This is a genomic window from Luteibacter anthropi (genome assembly GCF_011759365.1).
Classification (GTDB): domain Bacteria; phylum Pseudomonadota; class Gammaproteobacteria; order Xanthomonadales; family Rhodanobacteraceae; genus Luteibacter; species Luteibacter anthropi.
On sequence record NZ_JAARLZ010000014.1, the window covers coordinates 36,902 to 58,438 of the forward strand.

At 65.7% G+C, this 21,537-nt stretch carries 21 protein-coding genes; 6 read left to right on the forward strand and 15 right to left on the reverse strand.

Annotated features, from left to right (window positions below):
* The first annotated feature begins 77 nt into the window (after positions 1-77).
* On the forward strand, positions 78-1,043 hold the full coding sequence (locus tag HBF25_RS19940) for a mitochondrial fission ELM1 family protein (RefSeq protein ID WP_166951918.1): 966 nt from the start codon (positions 78-80) through the stop codon (positions 1,041-1,043).
* A gap of 225 nt (positions 1,044-1,268) precedes the next feature.
* Here the strand turns inward: HBF25_RS19940 and recG are convergent, their stop codons facing one another.
* The 4 genes from recG to rpoZ all read right to left on the reverse strand — a co-directional run bounded on the left by recG (position 1,269) and on the right by rpoZ (position 6,572).
* Positions 1,269-3,386 (reverse strand): ATP-dependent DNA helicase RecG, encoded by a 2,118-nt coding sequence (gene recG, locus HBF25_RS19945; RefSeq protein WP_166951921.1) that lies wholly within the window; start codon positions 3,384-3,386, stop codon positions 1,269-1,271.
* 16 nt (positions 3,387-3,402) lie between these two features.
* Positions 3,403-3,786: a RidA family protein gene (locus HBF25_RS19950; protein WP_166951924.1), complete on the reverse strand. Its 384-nt coding sequence runs from the start codon at positions 3,784-3,786 to the stop codon at positions 3,403-3,405.
* Positions 3,787-3,983: 197 nt separating this feature from the next.
* Positions 3,984-6,167, reverse strand: a complete 2,184-nt coding sequence (locus tag HBF25_RS19955; protein WP_166951926.1) for a RelA/SpoT family protein — start codon at positions 6,165-6,167, stop codon at positions 3,984-3,986.
* A 114-nt stretch (positions 6,168-6,281) separates the two neighbouring features.
* Positions 6,282-6,572, reverse strand: coding sequence for a DNA-directed RNA polymerase subunit omega (gene rpoZ / locus HBF25_RS19960; protein ID WP_166951929.1), 291 nt, complete (start codon positions 6,570-6,572; stop codon positions 6,282-6,284).
* A gap of 177 nt (positions 6,573-6,749) precedes the next feature.
* Between rpoZ and HBF25_RS19965 the strand changes: the two genes are divergently transcribed.
* On the forward strand, positions 6,750-7,583 hold the full coding sequence (locus HBF25_RS19965; RefSeq protein WP_166951932.1) for an MlaA family lipoprotein: 834 nt from the start codon (positions 6,750-6,752) through the stop codon (positions 7,581-7,583).
* A gap of 167 nt (positions 7,584-7,750) precedes the next feature.
* Here HBF25_RS19965 and HBF25_RS19970 read toward each other — a convergent pair whose 3' ends face one another.
* The 7 genes from HBF25_RS19970 to HBF25_RS20000 form a co-directional block, all read right to left on the reverse strand.
* Entirely contained in the window at positions 7,751-8,047 is a 297-nt protein-coding gene (locus tag HBF25_RS19970; protein ID WP_166951935.1) for an STAS domain-containing protein, read from the reverse strand.
* Positions 8,044-8,721: an MlaC/ttg2D family ABC transporter substrate-binding protein gene (locus tag HBF25_RS19975; protein WP_166951937.1), complete on the reverse strand. Its 678-nt coding sequence runs from the start codon at positions 8,719-8,721 to the stop codon at positions 8,044-8,046. Before HBF25_RS19975 ends, HBF25_RS19970 begins: the two co-directional genes overlap by 4 nt.
* A gap of 20 nt (positions 8,722-8,741) precedes the next feature.
* Positions 8,742-9,617 carry an outer membrane lipid asymmetry maintenance protein MlaD gene (gene mlaD, locus HBF25_RS19980; RefSeq protein ID WP_166951940.1) on the reverse strand — a complete coding sequence of 292 codons (876 nt, stop codon included), beginning with the start codon at positions 9,615-9,617 and terminating at the stop codon, positions 8,742-8,744.
* A 58-nt stretch (positions 9,618-9,675) separates the two neighbouring features.
* Entirely contained in the window at positions 9,676-10,443 is a 768-nt protein-coding gene (gene mlaE, locus HBF25_RS19985) for a lipid asymmetry maintenance ABC transporter permease subunit MlaE (protein WP_166951943.1), read from the reverse strand.
* Positions 10,440-11,252 (reverse strand): ABC transporter ATP-binding protein, encoded by an 813-nt coding sequence (locus HBF25_RS19990; RefSeq protein WP_166951946.1) that lies wholly within the window; start codon positions 11,250-11,252, stop codon positions 10,440-10,442. Before HBF25_RS19990 ends, mlaE begins: the two co-directional genes overlap by 4 nt.
* Positions 11,249-11,866, reverse strand: coding sequence for a guanylate kinase (gene gmk, locus HBF25_RS19995; RefSeq protein WP_166951949.1), 618 nt, complete (start codon positions 11,864-11,866; stop codon positions 11,249-11,251). The genes HBF25_RS19990 and gmk overlap by 4 nt, the downstream gene beginning before the upstream one ends.
* A 125-nt stretch (positions 11,867-11,991) precedes the next feature.
* Positions 11,992-12,780, reverse strand: coding sequence for a DUF4339 domain-containing protein (locus HBF25_RS20000; protein ID WP_166951952.1), 789 nt, complete (start codon positions 12,778-12,780; stop codon positions 11,992-11,994).
* A gap of 99 nt (positions 12,781-12,879) precedes the next feature.
* Here HBF25_RS20000 and brnQ point away from each other — a divergent pair, with 99 nt between their 5' ends.
* Positions 12,880-14,235, forward strand: coding sequence for a branched-chain amino acid transport system II carrier protein (gene brnQ, locus HBF25_RS20005; protein ID WP_208392696.1), 1,356 nt, complete (start codon positions 12,880-12,882; stop codon positions 14,233-14,235).
* Positions 14,236-14,409: 174 nt separating this feature from the next.
* On the opposite strand, the gene HBF25_RS20010 is transcribed toward brnQ, so the two are convergent.
* Positions 14,410-15,321: an AraC family transcriptional regulator gene (locus HBF25_RS20010; RefSeq protein WP_166951957.1), complete on the reverse strand. Its 912-nt coding sequence runs from the start codon at positions 15,319-15,321 to the stop codon at positions 14,410-14,412.
* 97 nt (positions 15,322-15,418) lie between these two features.
* Here HBF25_RS20010 and HBF25_RS20015 point away from each other — a divergent pair, with 97 nt between their 5' ends.
* Complete coding sequence (locus HBF25_RS20015) at positions 15,419-16,411, forward strand: oxidoreductase (RefSeq protein WP_166951960.1); 993 nt, start codon at positions 15,419-15,421, stop codon at positions 16,409-16,411.
* Here HBF25_RS20015 and HBF25_RS20020 read toward each other — a convergent pair.
* Positions 16,408-17,322: a LysR family transcriptional regulator gene (locus HBF25_RS20020; protein ID WP_166951962.1), complete on the reverse strand. Its 915-nt coding sequence runs from the start codon at positions 17,320-17,322 to the stop codon at positions 16,408-16,410. The genes HBF25_RS20015 and HBF25_RS20020 overlap by 4 nt on opposite strands.
* A gap of 99 nt (positions 17,323-17,421) precedes the next feature.
* On the opposite strand from HBF25_RS20020, the gene HBF25_RS20025 reads away from it, so the two are divergent.
* Entirely contained in the window at positions 17,422-18,603 is a 1,182-nt protein-coding gene (locus HBF25_RS20025) for an MFS transporter (protein ID WP_166951965.1), read from the forward strand.
* Complete coding sequence (locus tag HBF25_RS20030; protein ID WP_166951967.1) at positions 18,600-18,986, forward strand: DUF4440 domain-containing protein; 387 nt, start codon at positions 18,600-18,602, stop codon at positions 18,984-18,986. The genes HBF25_RS20025 and HBF25_RS20030 overlap by 4 nt, the downstream gene beginning before the upstream one ends.
* Before the next feature lie 119 nt (positions 18,987-19,105).
* Here the strand turns inward: HBF25_RS20030 and HBF25_RS20040 are convergent, their stop codons facing one another.
* Both HBF25_RS20040 and betA read right to left on the reverse strand, forming a co-directional pair.
* On the reverse strand, positions 19,106-19,828 hold the full coding sequence (locus HBF25_RS20040; protein WP_166951973.1) for a TorF family putative porin: 723 nt from the start codon (positions 19,826-19,828) through the stop codon (positions 19,106-19,108).
* Positions 19,829-19,834: 6 nt separating this feature from the next.
* Entirely contained in the window at positions 19,835-21,523 is a 1,689-nt protein-coding gene (betA, locus tag HBF25_RS20045) for a choline dehydrogenase (RefSeq protein ID WP_166951976.1), read from the reverse strand.
* Positions 21,524-21,537 lie beyond the last annotated feature (14 nt).

The window sequence follows — 21,537 nt, forward strand, 5'->3', positions numbered from 1 at the left end:
AAGACGGGGTTCGTGGATCGCTCTGACGGGGAACGTACTGTCGCAATATCGATAACAATCCAGGCGAGTACCACGCCATGAACCGCCCTGCCGCGCCGTTTTGCTGGGTCATCACGGATGGCCGCGCCGGTAACCGGCGCCAGGCCCTGGCCCTGGCCGAGGCGATCACGCCGTCGATCCGCGAGGTTTCGGTGGAGCTGCGCTCCCCGTGGTCCTGGTTTGCGCCGCGTCTCCTGCCGGGAACGAGCATGGCGCTCAGGGGAAACACCGACGCGCTGCTACCGCCATGGCCCGCCCTGGCGATCGGCTGTGGAAGAACGGCGGCCTGGGTGACCCGCCTGATGCGTTACTGGTCGGGTGGCCGCACGCTGACGGTGCAGATCCTCGATCCGCGTATCGATACGAGCCACTGGGACCTGGTGGTAGCCCCCCGCCACGACGGGCTGCAGGGCGACAACGTGCTGGCCCCGCTGGGTTCGCTGCATCCCGTAAACGATGCATGGCTGGACGACGCGCGGGGCGCCTTCGCCTCCCTGGGCGCCCTGCCCTCGCCCCGCCTGGGCGTGCTCATCGGCGGCGAGCGGCACGGCAAGCCGGTGGACCCCGCGGTCACGGCCGCGTTTCTTGAAGCGGCGAAGGCCAGGCACGGTCGTGACGGCGGCTCGGTGATGGCGATCACCTCGCGACGCACGCCTGCCAGCGTGATGCCGATGGTCCGCGCCGCCTTCGCCGGCATCCCCGGCATCGTCTGGACCTCGGAACAGGACGGCCCCAACCCCTACCCCGGCATCCTCGGCTGGGCCCACCGCCTGGCCGTCACCCCCGATTCGGTGAACATGCTCTCGGAAGCCTGCGCCACGGGACGCCCGGTGCATACGCGCGTGGACGAGCCGTTACCGGCAAAACTGGCACGTTTCCATAAAGAACTCAGAGCCAGCGGCCGCCTGCACGACATGGACGCCGTTACGGCCGACAGCCAGGAACCGCTACGCGAAACCGCATCCATCGCCGCCAGGATTCACCAACACCTGGGCCACCTGTAGGAGCGCGCCTTGCGCGCGACCGATCAACGACGGCACGTCCAGTAAACCCAGCCCGGCCAACCGCCCGCCCGATCATCGCAAGGCATCATTCGTCACCGGTCACCTGAGGTGGTCGCGCGCAAGGCGCGCTCCTACAGGGCACCGCTGCTGTTGTAGGAGCGCGCCTTGCGCGCGACCGGCCGACAACGCCACGCATCAAGGTCATACCGAAAACCGATCCGGCGATCAGGCGTCGACGTAACGGGCCGCGTCACCGACCCAACGGGCGATCAGGCGCTCACAACGCGCCGGGTGGTCGCGCATCATCGCCTCGGCCACGCGCTGCACCTCGGGCATCAGGTGCGCATCACGCGACAGGTCCGCGATGCGGAACTGCAACTGGCCCGTCTGCCGGGTACCCAGCACTTCACCGGGGCCCCGCAGTTCCAGATCCTTCTCCGCAATGCGGAACCCATCGTTGGTTTCACGCATCACGATCAGGCGCTCCTTCGCCAGCCGCGACAGCGGCGTCTGATACAGCAGCACACACGACGACGCGATGGCGCCACGCCCCACGCGACCACGCAACTGATGCAACTGGGCCAGCCCGAGACGCTCGCTATTTTCGATGACCATGAGGCTGGCGTTCGGCACATCCACGCCTACCTCGATCACGGTGGTGGCCACCAGCACGGCAATCTCGCCGCGCTTGAACGCATCCATCACCGCCTGCTTTTCCTTGGGCTTCATCCGGCCGTGGATCATGGCTACGGCAAGATCAGGCAACCCCGTGACAAGCTCCGCATGCGCCACCTCGGCGGCCTGTGCATTGAGCTGCTCGGATTCCTCGATCAGCGTGCACACCCAGTACACCTGACGCCCTTCCATGCACGCGGCATGGATGCGCTCCATCACGTCGTAACGGCGCTCGTTGGAAATGGCAACGGTCTGCACCGGCGTACGCCCCGGCGGAAGCTCGTCGATGGACGAGACATCGAGATCAGCATACGCACTCATCGCCAGCGTGCGCGGGATCGGCGTGGCCGTGAGCACGAGCTGGTGCGGAATGAGTTCACCTTCCGCGCCCTTGTCACGCAGGGCGAGCCGCTGGTGCACGCCGAAACGATGCTGTTCGTCGACGATGACCAGCCCCAGCTTTGCAAACGCCACGCCTTCCTGCATGAGCGCATGCGTGCCGACGACGACGTGGGCGCTGCCATCGGCCACCCGCGTCAGCGCACTCTTGCGCGCCTTGCCTTGCACCTTGCCCGCGAGCCACTCGACATCCAGGCCCAGCGGTTCAAGCCACGCACGGAAATTGCGCAGGTGCTGTTCGGCCAGCAGTTCGGTCGGCGCCATCAGCGCCACCTGGTAACCGCTTTCCACGGCGGCAACAGCCGCGAGTGCCGCCACCACCGTCTTGCCGCTGCCCACATCGCCCTGCACGAGCCGCAGCATGGGATGCGGACGGGCGAGATCACGTGCCACTTCACCGCAGACGCGCGCCTGGGCTTTCGTCAACGCGAAGGGCAGCGATGCCAGCAAGCGATCGCGCAAGGTACCTGCGCTTTTGAGCGCCGGCGATTTACGCTCCTTCACCGCTGCCCGCATGCGCCGCAACGTGAGATGCTGCGTGAGCAGTTCCTCGAACGCCAGGCGTTTCTGCGCAGGATGCACGCCGAGCTCCAACTGGCGCAGATCCACATCCGGCGGCGGCCGATGCACGTACAGCAAGGCATCACGAAGCGAAGCCATGCCGAGCGGGCGACCGATATCGTCGGGAATCAGTTCGAGCCGGTCATCCTGCGGCAGGTGTGCCAGCGCCTTGGCAATCACACCGCCAAGACGACGTGGCCCCAGCCCTTCCGTGGTGGGATAGACCGGCGTCAGCCGCTCATCCACCACCACCGCCTCACCGGCCTCGATACGCTGGTACTGCGGATGCACCATCTCCAGGCCCTGCGGCCCCTGACGCACTTCGCCGAAGCAGAGCACGCGCGTGCCTTTCGGCAGCTGATCGACCTGGCTCTTGCGGAAATGGAAGAAACGCAGCAGCAGTGCACGGCCGGATTCGTCGGAAATGATCACCTTCAGCTGTGGCCGGAAGCGGAAGCCCCGCTCGACGAAATCGACCGTGCCCTCGACCTGCGCATGATCACCCGGCCGCAGGTCGGCAATGGACACGACCCGCGTGCGGTCTTCGTAGCGCAGCGGCAGGTGAAACCAGAGATCCTGCACCTCGCGCAGGCCGAGCTTGCCCAGCGTCTCGGCGAGCGCCGGCCCGACGCCGCCGAGTGTCGTCAGCGGCGCGCGGCCCGGGTCCGCCGGCGGTGCGGCGGGAGTCGACCTCACGCTGGGAGCCACGGCGATGGCGAGTCTCTTACGGCAGGACGAGGATCGCGTCGACTTCGACCTGGGCGCCCTTGGGCAGGCCCGAGACCTCGACAGTCGAACGCGCCGGATACGGCTGCTGGAAGTATTCGGCCATCACGGCGTTCACGGCGGCGAAGTTGCCCAGGTCGGTGACGTAGATGCCCACGCGCACGATGTCCTGGAGCTTGCCGCCGGCGGCTTCAGCCACGGCCACGAGGTTGTCGAACACGCGACGCGTCTGCGCGGTGATGTCGCCTTCAACGAGGTTGCCGGTAGCCGGATCGAGCGGAATCTGGCCCGAGAAGTACACGGTGTTGCCTGCGCGGACGGCCTGCGAATACGGGCCGATGGCGGCCGGTGCCTTATCGGTGGCGACGATGCTGCGGGTCATGGGGTGTCCTCGTGATGATGCCGACGAGTCTAGCCGCAGCGCCCCCCACCCGCCACCAACACCCCTTGTAGGAGCGCGCCTCGCGCGCTACAAACCAACGAAGCGGTGACGAGGGATTCTGCCATCTGACGCTTCGACACAGGCCTGTCGCGCGCGAGGCGCGCTCCTACAGGGGTGTGGCTTCGCCTGTCGCGCTTTTACAGGGGGTGGCGGTAGACGCCGCTTACCACGCCGGTGCGGCGCACGCGGCGCATCACGTCGGCCAGGTGCTTGCGATCCTTTACTTCGATGGCGAACAGCAGCGTTGCCGCCGTGCTGTCACGCTCGATGTATTCCACGTTCTCGATGTTCGAGCTGGCATCGGCAATGGCCGCCGCCACCGTGGCGAGCACGCCGGGGCGGTTGAGTACTTCGATGCGCAGTTCGGCACGATAATCGCCGCTGACGTCGCGGTCCCATTCGATCGCCACGATGCGTTCCGGCGACTTGCGGAATTCCGTGACGTTGGGGCATTCCACCCGATGCACGACGATGCCCTTGCCCGAGGAGAGATAACCCACGATCTCGTCGCCCGGCAGCGGATGGCAGCAATTGCCGAAGCTCAGCACACCGCGCTCGGCACCGCTGATGCGGATCTTCTCCGCATTGAGCTGGTCCGCCACCGACGGCGCATGGCCCTCGCTCGGACCCAGCAGGGCCACCAGCTGGGTGGCCACCTGGTCGGCGAAACGGTTGCCCAGCGCAATTTCCGCGAGCAGTTCTTCCAGGCGCTTGAGCTTGGCGTCGTCGAGGAAGCGGTCGAGCGTTGCCGGCGGCACGGAATCGAGGCTGAGGCCGCGCGCATCGAGCGCACGGTCGAGCATGCGATGACCGAAGTCCACGGCGTCTTCGTGTTGCAGGTGTTTCAGGTACTGGCGGATGGCCGTGCGCGCCTTGCCCGTGACCACGGCTTCGAGCCACGCCGGATTGGGCACGGCCGAAGGCGCGGTGATCACTTCCACCACCTGGCCGGAAATCAGGCGTGTGCGCAACGGCACCAGCTTCTTGTCGACGCGCGCCGCCACCGCGTGGTCGCCCACGTCGGTATGCACGGCATAGGCGAAATCCAGCGCCGTGGCATTGCGCGGCAGCGAGAAGATGTCGCCGCGCGGCGTGAACAGGTAGACCTCGTCGGGGAACAGGTCGATCTTGACGTTTTCGAGGAACTCGGACGCCGACGGGGTGTTGGCCTGGCTGTCGGCCAGCGCCGAAAGCCATTCGCGCGCGCGCAACTGCGCGCTGTTCGCGGGGCCGGAATCGGATTTGTAGGCCCAGTGCGCGGCAATGCCGCGCTCGGCCACCGATTCCATTTCCGACGTGCGGATCTGGATCTCGATGGGCGCACCGAACGGCCCCAGCAGTACCGTGTGCAGCGACTGGTAGCCATTGCCCTTGGGAATGGCGATGAAATCCTTGAAACGCGCGTCCACCGGTTTGTACAGCCCATGCACGGCGCCCAGCGCCATGTAACAGTGCATCGCCGTGTCGGTGATGACGCGGAAACCGTAGACATCCATGAGCTGCGCAAACGACTTGTGCTCGTTGCGCATCTTCGAATAGATGCTCCACGCCGATTTGATGCGGCTGACCGCGCGACCTGGAATCTTTTCGGCGGCGAGGCGGCCTTCCAACGCCATCTCGATCTTCGCCATCGCTTCGCGCCGGTTGCCCAGCGCGGCGCGGATGCGCTCGCCGATGATGCGATGGCGGTCGGGGTATAGCGCCTTGAAGCCGAGATCCTGCAACTCGGCCTTGAACTTGTTCATGCCCAGGCGCTGCGCGATAGGGGCGTAGATTTCCAGCGTTTCGCGGGCGATGCGCCGGCGCGAGGCGGAATCCTTGGCGCCCAGCGTGCGCATGTTGTGCAGGCGGTCGGACAGCTTGATCAGGATCACGCGCAGGTCGCGCGCCATCGCCAGGAGCATCTTGCGGAAGCTCTCGGCGTCGGCTTCGGCGCGACTGGAGAAACGCATCTTGTCGAGCTTGGTGACGCCATCGACCAGTTCGGCCACGGTCTCGCCGAATTCGCCGGCCAGCTCCTCACGACCCAGTTTCGTGTCTTCGAGGGTGTCGTGCAGGATCGCGGCGATGATTGTCTCGGCATCGAGCCCGAGCTCAGCCAGCACCTGGGCCACGGCCACCGGATGCGTGATGTACGGCTCGCCCGACTTGCGGGTCTGGCCGTCGTGCGCGGCGGCGCCGACGAGGAAGGCGCGCCGGATGCGCAGCACCTGTTCCTTCGGCAGATACGCGCCCACGCGATCTTCCAGCGCCTGCACATACGAGGGCACCGGATCGGTATCGACCACGTCGGTCAGTTTTTTGGCAGGGATGACATCCATGGGAGACCCGTGCGCCTCAAAGGGCGCCGCCTCCCGCGCGCGGCCTCGTCAGCCGCGCTTCAACGTACTGCGCAGGGAACGGATGAATGCAGGGCCGACAGCGACCCGGCGTCATCAGTCATCTCCACCCTTCGAGAGGTCGTCGTCCACTTCGGTGGCGGCCCACTCGAGGGCTTCGCGCTCGGCACGCTCGCGTGCAGCCTTGTCGATCGCATCGATCATCGTCTCGTTGACGCGACGCTCGGCGATCTCGCGCAGGGCGACGACCGTCGGCTTGTCGTGATCCGGATCGATGGTGGGTTCGGCACCCTTGGCAAGCTGACGGGCGCGCTTGGTCGCCAGGAGCACGAGCTCGAAGCGGTTGTCGACTACCGTGAGGCAGTCTTCGACAGTAATACGGGCCATTTCAAATCCTTGACAATAAAGACACTTCTGACCGCGCAGTGTAGCTGTCCGGCCGGTTGGCTGGCAATCGGGGCAGGGGTATGATGCCCGGTTCCCGCCGGGATCGACCTCCCGGGTGAAAATAATAAAACCAAGCGGTACAATAAAGCACCGCCTCACCCCGCCAAAGCAGACCCCATGCACCCCAGCCTCCTGTCCCGGTTCGTCCGCCCCGCGCTAGGCCTGCTGGTCACCGGCCTCCTGGCTGCGTGCCACATCGCCCCGCCGCGCACCGACGACCCGAACGAGCACTTCAATCGCAAGGTCTACGCCTTCAACGACAGCCTCGACAAGACGCTGATCCGGCCCGTGGCCGTGGGCTACCGCAAGGTGACCAACGCGCCGGTCCGTACGGCGGTGAGCGACTTCTACACGAATATCCGCCTGCCGATCACGGTGGCCAACGAGCTGCTCCAGGCCCGTCCCAAGCAGGCCATACAGACCACCGGCCGCTTCGTGGTCAACCTGACCATCGGCTTCCTGGGCTTCAAAGACCCCGCCAGCCTGCTGGGCATGCCGCTGTACGACACCGATTTCGGCGTGACCCTCGCCCGCTGGGGCGTGCCTGAGGGCAGCTACCTGGTGCTGCCCTTCATCGGCTCCACCACCCCGCGCGACGTCCTGCGTCTGCCGGTGGACAGCTATTTCTTCGATCCGCTCAGCTACTTCGCCCGCAACCACGACTTCAAGGCCGGCCAGTACTACGTTCCGTCCGTCCTTTATCTCGTGACCCTGCGCGCCCGTGCGATCGACGCCGAGAGCTTCCTGAATTCGGCCTACGACCCCTACGTGTTCATGCGCGACGCCTACCGCCAGCAGCGCCTCTACCAGATCTACGACGGCAACCCGCCGGCCGACGTGATCGAGCGCATGCAGGGCATCAGCGGCAACGACAACTCCAACTTCGACCCCGAAGAGCTGCTCGACCAGCAGCACAAGTGGGAACAAAAGAACGGGCAGAAGCCCGAATAAGAGAAAGGGGCCCGATGGGCCCCTTTCTTTTTGTTGCTACCGGTTGCTACCGCCTGCTTTTGTAGGAGCGCGCCTTGCGCGCGACAGCCTATGAAACGATGCAGCGGCAACCGATGCTTTCGTAACCCCGGTCGCGCGCAAGGCGCGCTCCTACAACGGCATGTCGGTTACAGCAGCGGTTCGACGCCTGAGACGCGGGCCAGGGCCTGGAGGCCCGTCGGCACGTGGGCCACGCGGATCGCCCTGCCCTTGCCACGACCGTGCGCCAGCAGCGCCAGCACCGTGGCGAGCCCGGCGCTGTCCGCCTGGGATACCCCCGCGAGATCCAGCACCGTCTGCGCGCCGCGATCCAGTTCGGCACGGCCCGTGGCCAGGGCGGCCGTGGCGGTGCCGAACGTGAGAGCACCGGATACCGCGAGGGTATCCGGCGCCGGAGTCGTCAGCTGGAAGGCCGGCTGGCTCACTTCTTCTTGCCGCCCGAGTCTTTCTCGAGCTGGTCGATGGCCGCCGAGCCCTTCTGCTCCAGATCGGTGATCAGCTTGTCGAGACCTTCTTTCTTGATCTCGGCATCGACCTGGTTGCGGTAGTTGGTGATGTACGAGATGCCCTCGATGATCACGTCGTAAGCCTTCCAGTCGCCGCTCTTGCTCTGGCGGAAGGCGTAGTCGACCGACACCGACTTGCCGTCGTCCAGCATGACCTGGGTGCGGACGACCGTGCGCTTGGGATTCTGATCGCCCGTGAACGGCAGCACCTTCACCCGGCCACGGGTGTAGTTGAGCAGGCCCTCGGCATAACGATGGGTGATCGAGTTGTAGAACGCCTTGGCGAAACGCTCACGCTGCTCGGGCGATGCCTTGGCTGCGTTCTGGCCCAGCACCAGAATCGAGGCGTAGTCGATGTCGAAGTGCGGCAGGAAGGTGTCGTCGATGACGGCGATCAGCTTTTCCTTGTCGTTCTTCAGCTCGGCCTGGTGTCCTTCGATGGCCTTGCCCAGATCGTCGGAAATGGTCTGGACGATCTGCTGGGGCTGCTGGCCCTGGGTGGCGGCCGCCGAAGCGGCATTCTGGGCGAGAACCGGCGCGGCCACGACCGTGCCGATGGCCAGGGCGATGGCGAGGGAAAGCTGACGCAGCATGCGAGTCTCCTGAGCCGGCATTACTTCTTGCCGGCGTTGTCTGGTTTGGCGTCGCCGGAGGCGCCGCCGTTCTTGTTGTCGCTCGGCGAGCCGTTCACGAGGAACTTGCCGATCAGGTCTTCCAGCTGCATCGCCGACTGCGTGAGGACGAGCTCGTCGCCTTCATGCAGGTATTCCGGCGAGCCGCCCGGCTGGAGGGCAACATACTGGCTACCGATCAAACCGCTTGTGAATACCGCAGCGGCCGAGTCATCAGGTATCTGGGAGTAGCTCTTGTCGATCGCAAGGGTCACCGTGGCCTCGCTGGAGCCCGGCTTGATCACGATGGAGTCGACGCTGCCGATGGGCACGCCGGCCATCTTCACGGCCGCGCCCGTCTGCAGGCCGCCGATGTTGGTGAAGTTGCCGGTGACGTGGAAGGTGCCGCCCAGGTGGTCCGGAGCGCTGCCGCCGCCGAAGAACTTGCCGAGCATTTCCTCCAGCTGCTGCGCCGGGCGGGTGAGACTCAGCTCGCCGCCTTCCTTCACCGGGCTCTTCGACCGGCCGAACTGGATGCCTACGTACTGGTCGCCCAGCAGGCCGCTGGTGTAGATCGTGGCGACCGAGTCGTCCGGGATGTCCTTGTGGTTGTCGTCGATCGACAGCGTGACCTTGGCTTCTTCCTTGCCCGGCACGAGGTCGATGGCCTGGACCGAACCGACGCGCACGCCGGCGATCTTCACCGGGGCGCGGACCTTGAGCTGGCCCACGTTGGCGAAACGGGTTTCCACGGCATAGCTGGAACCCTGGCGCGAGTTCGCCACCGAGGTGGTCTGGGTGGCCAGGTAGGCCAGGGCGGCAAAGCCGAGCACGATGAACAGGCCGGTGCCGACGGCATAGGAGCGTCTCTGGGTCACGGCACGATCCTCGGGTTGAATGCGGAAAGGGATACGGTCATGGCGGGCCTCCGTGGCCTCAGATCAGGAATGAGGTGAGGACGAAGTCCAGCGCCAGGATGGCGATGGACGATGCGACCACCGTGCGCGTGGTCGCATACGCGACGCCTTCGCTGGTGGGCGGGGTGGTGTAGCCCTGGAACACCGCGATCAGGGAGACCACGATGCCGAAGGCGAAGGACTTGAGCAGCACGCCGTTGATGATGTCCTTGTGGACATCCACCGCGGCGGTCATGTTGGACCAGAAGGTGCCGTTGTCGATGCCGAGCCAGGTCACGCCGACCAGATGGCCGCCGAACACGCCCATGGCGCAGAACACCACGCCCAGCAGCGGCAGCGCGATCACGCCGGCAAGGAAACGCGGCGCGGCCACGTAGGCCATCGGGTCCACCGCCATCATCTCCATGGCGTCGAGCTGGTCGGTGGCGCGCATCAGGCCGATTTCGGCGGTGATCGAGGTACCCGCACGGCCGGCGAACAGCAGCGCCGTGACCACCGGGCCCAGCTCGCGGTAAATGGCAATGGCTACCACGGTACCCGTGGCCGAAGTGCCGCCGAAGATAGAGAGCACGTCGTAGAGCTGCAGACCCAGCACCATGCCCACGAACAGGCCGCAGGTCATCACGATGGTGAGGCTCATCGCGCCCACGAACCAGATCTGGCGAAGCGTCTCGCGACCGTGGCGCAGGCTGCGCGGAATGGCGGCCAGCACCGTAAGGAGGAACAGCCCGCAGGCGCCGATCTGCGCCAGGCTGCGAATGACGACGTTGTCGTCGCGGGTGGTCATGCCTTGCCTCCGGGGAAACCGAGCGCGGTGGCGTAATCCCCTGCGGGGTACTGGAAGGGAACGGGGCCGTCGGGCTCGCCGCCGAAGAACTGCGCCGTCCACGGCGAACCGTCGCTGGCCAGCGTATCGGGCGCACCCTGCGCCACGACCTTGCCGTTGGCGATGAGGAACACGTGGTCGGCCACCTTCTGCACCGCCGCGAGCTCGTGCGCCACCAGTACGCTGGTGATGCCGAGGGTCTCGTTGAGCGTGCGGATCAGCAGCAGCACCTGGTTCAGCGCGATGGGGTCGAGGCCCACGAAGGGCTCGTCGTAAAGAATGAGCGCCGGGTCGAAGACGATGGCACGCGCCAGCGCCACGCGACGGGCCATGCCGCCGGACAGCTCGGTGGGCATCAGCTTCGCGGCGCCGCGCAGGCCCACGGCCTGGAGCTTGTTCAGCACGATGTTGCGCACCAGTTCCTCCGGCAGCTTCGTGTGCTGGCGCAGCGGGAAGGCCACGTTCTCGAAGACGTCGAAGTCGGTGAGCAGGGCCGAGTTCTGGAACAGGTAGCCGATGCGCTCGCGCAGCTCGAACAGCTTCTCGCGCGACAGCGAGGGTACGTTCTGGCCGTCTACCTCGATGCTGCCGGCATCGCCGCGCATCTGCCCGGTAATGTGCTTGAGCAGGGTCGTTTTGCCCGTGCCGCTCGGACCCATGATCGCCGTGACCTTGCCACGGGGGATATCGAGGTCGAGCGAGTCGAAAATCGTCTTTCCGTTGAGGACCGTGGTCAGTCCGCGTACGCGGACGATGGCGTCGTCGGTCATGGGGCGATCAGCTCCTGGATCAGCGTCTCATGGCGTTTGGCGTTCAGCGGCGAGCGCAGGCGCACGGCGTGGACGATGGCCCGGAGGTCGCCCAGGGCGTCCTCGAAGCTGTCGTTGACGATGATGTAGTCGAATTCGTGCGCATGGGCGATCTCTTCGCGTGAATTGATCAACCGGCGCTCGATGACATCCGCCGCGTCCGTGTTACGACCGCGCAGGCGGCGTTCCAGTTCCACGCGCGACGGCGGCAGGATGAACACGCTGACGCAGTCCGGCTTGCCCTTGCGCACCTGGCGCGCGCCCTGCCAGTCGATTTCCAGCAGTACGTCGGCGCCCGAATTCAGTTTTTCTTCCACCACGGTACGCGAGGTGCCGTAGAGGTTGCCGTGCACCACGGCATGTTCCAGGAAGATGCCGTCTTCGATTTCCTTTTCGAAATCGGGGCGCTCCACGAAGAAATAGTGCCGGCCGTACTGCTCGCCCACGCGCGGCGGGCGGGTGGTATGCGAAATGGACAGCGAAATCTGCGGCTCGCAGTCGAGCAGCGCGTTGACCAGCGTCGACTTGCCCGCACCCGACGGCGCGGCCACCACGAAAAGGGTGCCTGGCGTCATCCGCGGGTCTCTCGATGGGGGTTCATGGCTCTCTCCCGGAACACCGCCCCGCCGGCAAGGCCGATGGGGCGCGGCATTACGTTGCGCAAAACGGGATTGTAGCCGGATTCACCCCCGGACGGCCCTTACCCGTGATGCAGGGCCGTCATGAGGGCCACGCTGACGATCAGGATCAGCAGCCCCGGAACGCACCAGAGCACCCAGAACACGGCCTTGGGTGCGGGCGGCTGGGTCTGGCCGGTCTGCCGCCAGCGCGCCACCCAGCTCATCTGCCCCTGCATGTAGAACGTGGTGAAGAAGAACAGCGTGATGCCGCCGACCTCGGGGACCAGGCCCAGCGGGGATAACACCCGGCGCATGGAGCTGGCCATCGAAAAGAACGCCACGATCATGCAGGCCCATTGGGCGAGGCCGATCACCAGTTGCGGAAAGATCAAGGCCACCGAGGTCAGGCCGTCGCCGACTCTCGCGACCTGGCTGCCGATGCCGAATCCCCACACCACCAGCGTCAGCAGCAACGACGCCACCAGCCAGCCGGTGGCCTTGCTCGACGGATCGATCTTCTTGATCCAGCTGGCCTGCACGAAGGGCCAGACGATGCCCATGACACCCAGGGTGGGAATGCACAGCAGGAGCACCAGAAACCAGTGCAGACTGGGGGGCTCGGGCAAGGCCCTCACAGCGGCATCGTGGGCCGCCAGGCCACCGAAGGCGTCCGGCGGCAGCGGCGGCACGGCCTCGGGCGCCAGCCCCAGCATCTCGTGCAGCGGGCGCCACTCGGCCATGCCGTCCACCCAGGCCAGCATCGACGGCGATACCTTGCGTTCGGCCAGCCACTGATGAATCAGCGATTCGGCATAGGGTCCGAATTTCTCCTGCCCCCTGCCCAGCCAGATCTGACGTTCCTCGCCCATTCCCCGATCCCCTTCGCTGCAAGTCGCCGGAGTATGCCCAAGGAAGCCACGGTGGGCGAGATGCCTCCATACGGGTTCGTTCGGACGCCCGCAGGGGCTATGCTCGACCCTTCCCCTCCCCGCCACGCCGTGCCTTCATCAGTGAACACGTTCCGAGCCAGAGACATCCTCATCCTGGGATTCATGAATTTCGCCCTGTACGTCGGTGCGGGCAACATCATCTTTCCGCCCTTCATCGGCCTGCAGGCCGGCACCTCGGTATGGGCAGCGGCCGCGGGCTTCCTTCTTACGGGTGTGGGGCTGCCGGTGATCACCTCGATCGCCATGGCCCGCGCGGGCGGCTCGATGTCGGTGCTGACCCGGTCGGTGGGGCGCACGAGCGGCACGGTGCTTACCATCGTCTGCTACCTGTGCATCGGTCCGCTCTTTGCCATTCCGCGCACGACCACGGTGTCGTACGAGACGGCCATCCAGCCCTTCGTGGGCTCGGATCACTGGCTGTGGCTGTTCAGTCTTGCCTATTTCGCCGTGGTGATCGCGGTGTCTCTGCATCCGGGCAAGCTGATGGATACCGTGGGCAAGGTACTCTCGCCCATCAAGATCGTCGCGCTCATCGTGCTGGCGATCACCACGCTGCTGTGGCCCGCCGGCCAGCCGGGCCAGCCTACGGAGCTGTATGCGCATGCCGCGTTCTCGCAGGGCCTGACCAACGGCTACCTCACGATGGATACGCTGGGCGCCCTGGCCTTCGGTATCGTCATCGTCAACGCCATCCGCTCGCGCGGCGTGGACTCACCGAGCCTCATCACCCGCTATGCCGTGCTGTCGGGCATCATCGCCGGCATCGGCCTGGCGCTCATCTATATCTGCCTGTTCCTGCTGGGCACGGGCAGCAACGCCATTGCCGGTAGCGCCACCAATGGCGCCGAGGTGCTGAGCGCCTATGTGCATTACAGCTACGGCCTCGGCGGCAGTGTATTCCTGGGTGTGTTGATCACCATCGCCTGCATGGTCACCGCCATCGGCCTGACCTGCGCATGCGCCAGCTATTTCAGCGGCATCACGCGCATCGGGTACAGCACATATGTGTGGATTTTCGCGGCGTTCTCGTGGGGCGTCTCCAACCTGGGGCTCACGCGTCTCATTGGCGTGTCGGTGCCGATCCTCACGTCGATCTATCCGGTCTTCATCGTGCTGATCGCCACGTTCTTCATGCGCCCGCTGTTCCGTTCGCCGTCGCGCGTGGTGGTGCCCGTGGCGATCGTCGCGCTCATCGTCGGCAGCGCCGATGCGCTCAACGCCGCCGGTTTCGATGCGCTGTCGGTGGTAAAGCAGCTGCCGCTGCACGACCAGGGCCTGTCGTGGCTGCCGCCTGTGCTGGTGGTAATGGCCATGGCGGCCCTAGCAGATCGCCTCGGCGGCCCAGGCCGCGAACTAGGCACAGACACACCGTAACCCTGTAGGAGCGCGCCTGCGCGCGACCGGTTTTCGCTTCGGTCCGGTCGCGCGCAAGGCGCGCTCCTACAACAGCATCAGGCCGCGGTAGCGCACACGCATCCCGTAACCCTGTAGGAGCGCGCCTGCGCGCGACCGGTTTTCGCTCTGGTCCGGTCGCGCGCAGGCGCGCTCCTACATGTGTGGAAGGTAGTGGCTGGGGGCTACGCCTACGATGCGCTTGAAGGCGTGGCTGAAGGCGCTTTCCGAGGTGTAGCCCAGGTCGCGCGCCAATACCGATACCGGCTGGTCGCCCTTGCGCAAGGCATGGCAGGCCAGCCGCATGCGCCACTGCGCGACATAGGCCAGCGGTGCCACACCGGCCACGCACTTGAAGTGCGCCGCGAAGGCCGTACGCGACATCGCCGCCAGCTTCGCCAGTTCATCCAGCCGCCACGCACGCGCCGGCTCGGCATGCACGCGCCGCAGCACACCAGACAGGCGCACATCCGTCGCCGCACGCAGCCAGCCCTCGCGCGGCACTTCGCCGGTGGCGAGAAACGCCCTCAGGATATGCAGGAACAACAGGTAAGCCAGCTGCATCGTCGCCAGCGAGGCACCCAGGCGGTCACCCGACTGTTCCTCCATCATCCGGTCGATCAGCCAGCGGATCACCACCGCATCCGCTGCGTCCCCGTGCACATGGATGAAGGTAGGCAACGCCTCGATCAGCAGCGGCGCATACACGGGATGCAGGCGCACGTGACCGCCGATGAGCAGCACCTCGTCGCTCTCGTTCACGGCGGCGATGGGCCAGCCTCCCGCTTCGAATGCTTCTCGCGCATCCCGGGGCGGAAGCGCCGGATCGCTCGCCAGTACGAAACGCTGTTCGTTGATCAGCAGGATGACATCACCCGCCTGCATGAACACGGGCGTGGCATCGTTGCCGAGGCATGCCCAGCATTCACCGCGCACCACGGCGAAGAACTTCATCTTGTCCGCGGCAAGGAAGCTCAGCGACCAGTCGCCGCCCGCGTGGAATCCGCCGGAAACGACCGACTCGACCTCGGCCAGTCGCAGCATGTCAGTGATGGGATCGTGGGTCATACCCGGGACGATTGAGCATGTAACGGGGACTTTCAAGTATTCATCGTTCGGCCGCGCGTCCCTACCTTGGTGTCATACCTGACCCAAGGAGCTCACCATGCGCACACCACAGCAGCCCATTTCCTCCGGACACGGCCCTGCCACCACGGCCGATGACATCCTCGCGGGCATCGACCTGACCGGACGCACCGCCATCGTGACCGGCGGTTACTCGGGCATCGGCACCGAGACCAGCCGCGCCCTGCGCGCCGCAGGCGCCCGCGTGATCGTACCCGCCCGCGACCTGGCCAAGGCACGCGAAAATCTCAAAGGCATCGACGTCGAGATCCTGCCCATGGACCTCGCCGATCCGGCCTCCATCGATGCTTTCGCCCGCGAAATCCTCGCCCGGAACGAACCGCTGCACATCCTCATCAACAGCGCCGGCGTGATGGCCTGCCCGCTGGAACACGACGCACGCGGTTACGAGCGCCAGTTCGCCACCAATCACCTCGGGCACTATCAGCTCACCGCACGTCTATGGCCTGCCCTCGTGCGAGCCAACGGCGCCCGTGTCGTGGCGCTGACCTCGCGCGGCCATCGCTTTTCCGGCGTGGATTTCGATGATCCGCACTTCGAACGCCGCGAGTACAACCCCTGGGTGGCCTACGGCCAGTCGAAGACGGCCAATGCGCTGTTCGCACTTGCGGTGGACACACGCGGCCACGCCCAAGGCATCCGCGCCTTCTCCGTGCACCCCGGCGCCATCATCACCGACCTCGTCCGACATCTCAGCGAAGAAACCCTGCGCGGCTTCGGCGGCCTGGACGAACAGGGTCGCCCTGTCGCCGACCTCGCCAAGGGACTCAAGAACGTCGCGCAGGGCGCGGCAACCACCGTATGGGCGGCCGTGAGTCCGCAACTCGACGGCATGGGCGGCGTGTACTGCGAAGACTCGGACATCTCGCCCATCCTTCCCGATGACAGCGTCGCGGAACCCGGCCGCATATCCCAGGAAATCGGCGTGCGCCGCTGGGCCATCGATCCGGATGCGGCGGAAAGACTGTGGAACTTGAGTGAAACCCTGACCGGCGTGCACCTGCCGGCCTAAACACCCCGGCGCGGGTCGCTTCGCTCACCCACCTGCCGCACGTGATCGATAAAACGTCGCACCACGTGCGGCACGTGGCGCGTGTTCGGATACACCGCATAGACGCCTTGATCCGGAAAGCGATGACGGCGTAACAGTGCCACCAGCGTCCCCTCGGCGAGCGACGGGGCTGCAAGCCAGCGTGGCATGAGCGCCACGCCGTGGCCTGCGCGGGCGAAGGCCAGCAGCGTCGATGCGTTGTCCGCGCTCAGCATCACCTGCGCGGGATTACTGGGAAACGGGATGTCCACGCCGTCGGGGCCGTGCAGGATCTGGTCCGGCAGGCGCGGGTAGCCGATACGCGGCAGGTCGAGCACCCAGGCCGGATCGTTCGGGCGTGCGCGGCCTGCGCGTTCCAGCAACGCTGGCGCGGCAACCGCCATGATGTCGTAACGCGACAACTCGGTCGCGCGGTATTCCGCGTCCTGGAGACGGCCGAGGCGAATGGCAAGGTCGAAGCGTTCGGAGATCAGCTGTGCCGGTGCGGAACTGGTGGAGAGGTGGATACGCAGGCCGGGATGTGCGGCGTGGAAATCGTTCACCCAGCCGATCACCGCATGCGCGGCGTATTCGGCCGTGGTGGTGATGCGCAAGCGCCCCAGCAGGGGCGCATCGTCGCCACGCGCTTCGTCGATGGCGCGTCGTGCGCTTTCCAGGGTTTCGACGCAGCGCTCGTAGAAACGCTCCCCCGCGTCGGTGAGCGTGAGGCTGCGCGTGTTGCGGGTGAGCAAGGCCACGCCGAGGTCGGCCTCCAGCCGCTTGAGGTTGAAACTCACCACGGCCCGGCTGAAGCCCAGCGCTTTCGCAGCCGCCGACAACGAGCCGGCATCGACCACGGCCTTGAAGATGTCGAACCGGTCCAGGCTGATCATGGGCATTCGTCAAAAAGTTTTTGACAATCTATACGCCATCGTGGGCTATTTCCAGACGAGCGGATTCCCTAGGCTTCACGCTTTGACCGGAGCCCTGTCGTGGACGAGCGCAACCGCGTCGCCTGGATCTACCTGCTGGGCTTCGCCCTGGACCTGGTGAACATGTTCGCCGCCAACGTGGCGATGCCCCGCATCGGGCATGACCTGGCGGCCAGCGTGACCCAGCTGTCTTGGGTGAGCGGCATCTACACGCTGGGGCTCACGGTAGTGATTCCTGCTGGTCCCCGGCTTGCCGCATGGCTGGGTGAAAAGCCGCTGATCTGCCTCTCCCTTGCCGGCTTTGCCGTGATGTCCGCGCTGGCCGGTACCACGAGCGATATCCATACACTGATCGGCTGGCGGTTCGGTCAGGGGCTCTTTGGCGGAATGCTCATTCCGGTGGGGCAGGCCTGGGCGTATCGGCTTACGCCACCCACCGAGCGCAGCGCGCTCACCACGCGGGTGATGTTCGTGGCGCTGCTGATACCGGCGCTGTCGCCGATGCTGGGTGGTGTGCTCGTGGATGCCGTGTCGTGGCGCTGGCTGTATCTGGCCAACGTGCCGCTTGCATTGATGACCCTGGCGCTGGCCGTGCTGTGGCTGCCGCGTGGGCAGCACATCGCGGCGAGTGCTTCGTTTCTGCCCGCCATTCCGTCGCTGCTTCGCCTGCGTGCCCTGCATACGGCGATGCTGGTCTATCTGTTCGTCCCGGGCGTTTTCGTCGGCGTGAACCTCATCGCCGCACTGCATCTGGCCTCGCTCGGGTATTCACCCGGGGGCATCGGTGCACTGATGCTGCCGTGGGCCATCGCCTCGGGCGTGGCCATTCTCACCACCCGCAGGAGCTTCGGCCGCCTTGGTGCCAGACCGCTGCTGCTCGTCGGCATGGTCACGCAAGCCCTGGGCATCCTGGCACTCGGCAAGGTGACGGCGCCCGGCGATCCCTGGGCTGCCGGCGCGTTCGTGCTGATGGGGCTGGGCGGCAGCCTGTGTTCAAGCGCTGCACAGACGCTGGCCTTTACGGGCGTCACGGACGCACGCATGGGCCAGGCCAGTGCGCTGTGGAACATGAATCGCCAGCTGGCCTTTTGTGCCGGACCCATCGTGATGGGTGCTGTTTGGCAATGGCTGGGTGGCTCGTATGCCTTTGCCGTGGCGGCCTTGCTGACCCTGCTTCCGGCGACCCTCGCCCTGGGCTTGTCCCATCGCCATACTTTCCCCATCGAGGAGACTTCCGCATGACCGATATCGCGCACCAGGAAATCATCGAACTGCATCGGCAGATCGAAAGCCTGTTTGGGGGCACCGCCGAGGAAGATGCGCTGGATGCGCTCGTCGCGTGTTTCGACCCGGGTTTCCGCATGGTCACCGTGCGCGGCGACCGGATCGACCGCGATGGCGTGGCGACGCTGTTTGCCAGCCTGCGTGGAGCGCGACCGGGCATCCACATCGATATCGCCGATGTCGTGACCCATTCGGATGCCGATGGGTTGTGGGTGTCGTACACCGAAACGCAGACCCTGGGCGATGGCAGCGGTAATCGCCGTCATTCCACCGCGTGGTTGATGCCTGTGCCAGGCGGTCGTCCTGTCTGGCGGTATCTGCACGAGACCTTGCTGCCGTAGCGATGCAGCGCATTTGTAGGAGCGTGCCTTGCGCGCGACCGGTTGTCGCGAAATCATTCATCGCATTCGCCACATCGGTCGCGCGCAAGGCGCGCTCCTACAGTGGATCGGTGAGGCCATTAGATATCGGCTTTCAGGGAGGCCACGAGGTGGGGGTGGAATGGTGAGCCCGACTCGTGTGCATCTGTATCCCAGTAGCGCAGGTCCGTGCTCCACATCGGGCTGAATCGCCACGTCACACCGATATTCCACGCGTTGTAGCCAAATGCACCGATGCGCCCGTTGCCGTGAAACATCGCATGGGCTTCCTGCTGCCGCGCCACCACACCTGACAGCGTCCACGCCGCGTCGATGGCCCAGGCGGCACTGGCTTCCGTGTAATACGCACGCCCCGCCATGCCGGGATAGTCCGGCGAATAGTTCACTGAAAGCCCCAGCAACACGGGCCCCGCGGGAACACTGCCGCGCACATACCACTCGGCATATCCCAGCCTTCCGTCGCGGGGCTGGTGGCTGTAGATGTACCGGGCATAGCCAAGGTCGAGCGTAAACACCCCCAGCGTCCGACGCCAGCCGGCATACACGTCGTACTCGCGCTGCGTATGACGATCGCCGGAGGCCGAGAAATCCACGTTCGACGACCACGTGCCGACATAGAACGTATCCCGCCATGCCACGTCGGCACCGAAGAACCGCGACGGGTTGCCGTCCGTCTGCCCGATGCCTCGCGATACATAGGTGCTGCGCAAACCCACGTTGCCAGAAAGAGCCCAGTCACTGGCCGCACGCGCTGGCGGCATCGCCACCAGCGCGCAGGCACACAGGATCGGTCGCAGCGTCACCCGCGGCTACCGCGTGCGACGGACCGGAGCGCCGTTGGCCTTGTAGTAAGGCGCCAGGCTGGGCGGCAGCGCAGTGCGGCCACGGATGGCGTCGGCCATCTTCTCTGCGATCATGATCGTGGGCGCATTGAGATTGCCCGTGACCACCTGCGGCATGATCGACGCGTCGATGACGCGGAGCCCTTCCATGCCGTGCACGCGACCGTAGCCATCCACCACCGCCATCGGATCGCTGGCCGGGCCCATCTTGTTCGAGCACGACGGGTGATACGCCGTCTCGGCGTGCTCGCGCACGAAGGCATCCAGTTCCGCATCCGTACGCAGGTGCTGGCCCGGCGAGATTTCCTTGCCGCTGTAGGCCGACAGGGCCGGCTGCGCGAAGATCTCACGCGTGATGCGGATGGCCGAGCGGAACTCGCGCCAGTCCTGCTCGTGCGACATGTAGTTGAACAGGATGCTCGGATGCACGCGCGGATCGCGCGAGCGTACGTGGATGCGGCCACGGCTGGGCGAACGCATGGAGCCTACGTGCATCTGGAAGCTATGCACCTTGATCGGGTTGGATCCGTCGTAATTGATGGCTACCGGCAGGAAGTGATACTGCAGGTTCGGCCATTCGAACTCGTCTTCGGTACGAATGAAGCCACCCGCCTCGAACTGGTTGCTCGCACCGATACCCGTGCCCATGAACAGCCACTGCGCGCCGATGGCCGGCTGGTTGTACCACTTCAGTGCGGGCGCCAGCGACACGGGCTTTTTGCACTCGTATTGGAGGTACATCTCCAGATGGTCCTGCAGGTTCGCCCCCACGCCGGGCAGATCGTGCACCACCGGGATATCCAGCGAGCGCAGCAACGCGGCCGGGCCCACGCCGGAACGCTGGAGCACCTGGGGCGAAGCGATGGCGCCGCTGCACAGCAGCACTTCGCGACGGGCGAAGGCTTTCTGCAATTCGCCCTCCCCGTTCTTCAGCCACGCCACGCCCTCGGCGCGCTTGCCGTTGAACAGGATGCGGTCGGTGAGCGCATGGGTGACGATGGTGATGTTCGGACGCGGACGGGCCTGATCGAGGTAACCGCGTGCCGTGCTGGCACGACGGCCCTGCGGCGTCACCGTGCGGTCCATGGGGCCGAAGCCTTCCTGCTGGTAACCGTTGAGATCGTCGGTGCGCGGATAACCCGCCTGCACACCGGCATCCACCATCGCCTGGAACAGCTCGTTATGGCCGCGCTTCGGCGTGGTGACCGACACCGGGCCGTCGCCACCGTGGTAATCGTTGGGGCCGATGTCACGCGTTTCCGCCTTGCGGAAGTACGGCAGGCACTGGTTGTACTGCCAGTGCTCAAGGCCCTCGGCCTTGGCCCAGTTGTCGTAATCCATGGCGTTGCCGCGGATGTAGCACATGCCGTTGATCAGCGACGAACCACCCAGGCCCTTGCCGCGACCGCAATCCATCACGCGGTTGTTCATATGCGGCTCGGGGTCGGTCTTGTAACCCCAGTTGTAGCGACGGCCTTGCAAGGGATACGCGAGCGCAGCCGGCATCTGCGTGCGGAAATCGAGACGGTAATCCGGGCCGCCCGCTTCGAGCAGGAGCACGGTGACGTCGGCATCCTCGGTCAGGCGCGTCGCGAGCGTATTACCCGCGGAACCGGCGCCGATGATGATGTAGTCGTATTCGTTTGGCTGGGTCATGGACGTTTTCCTCG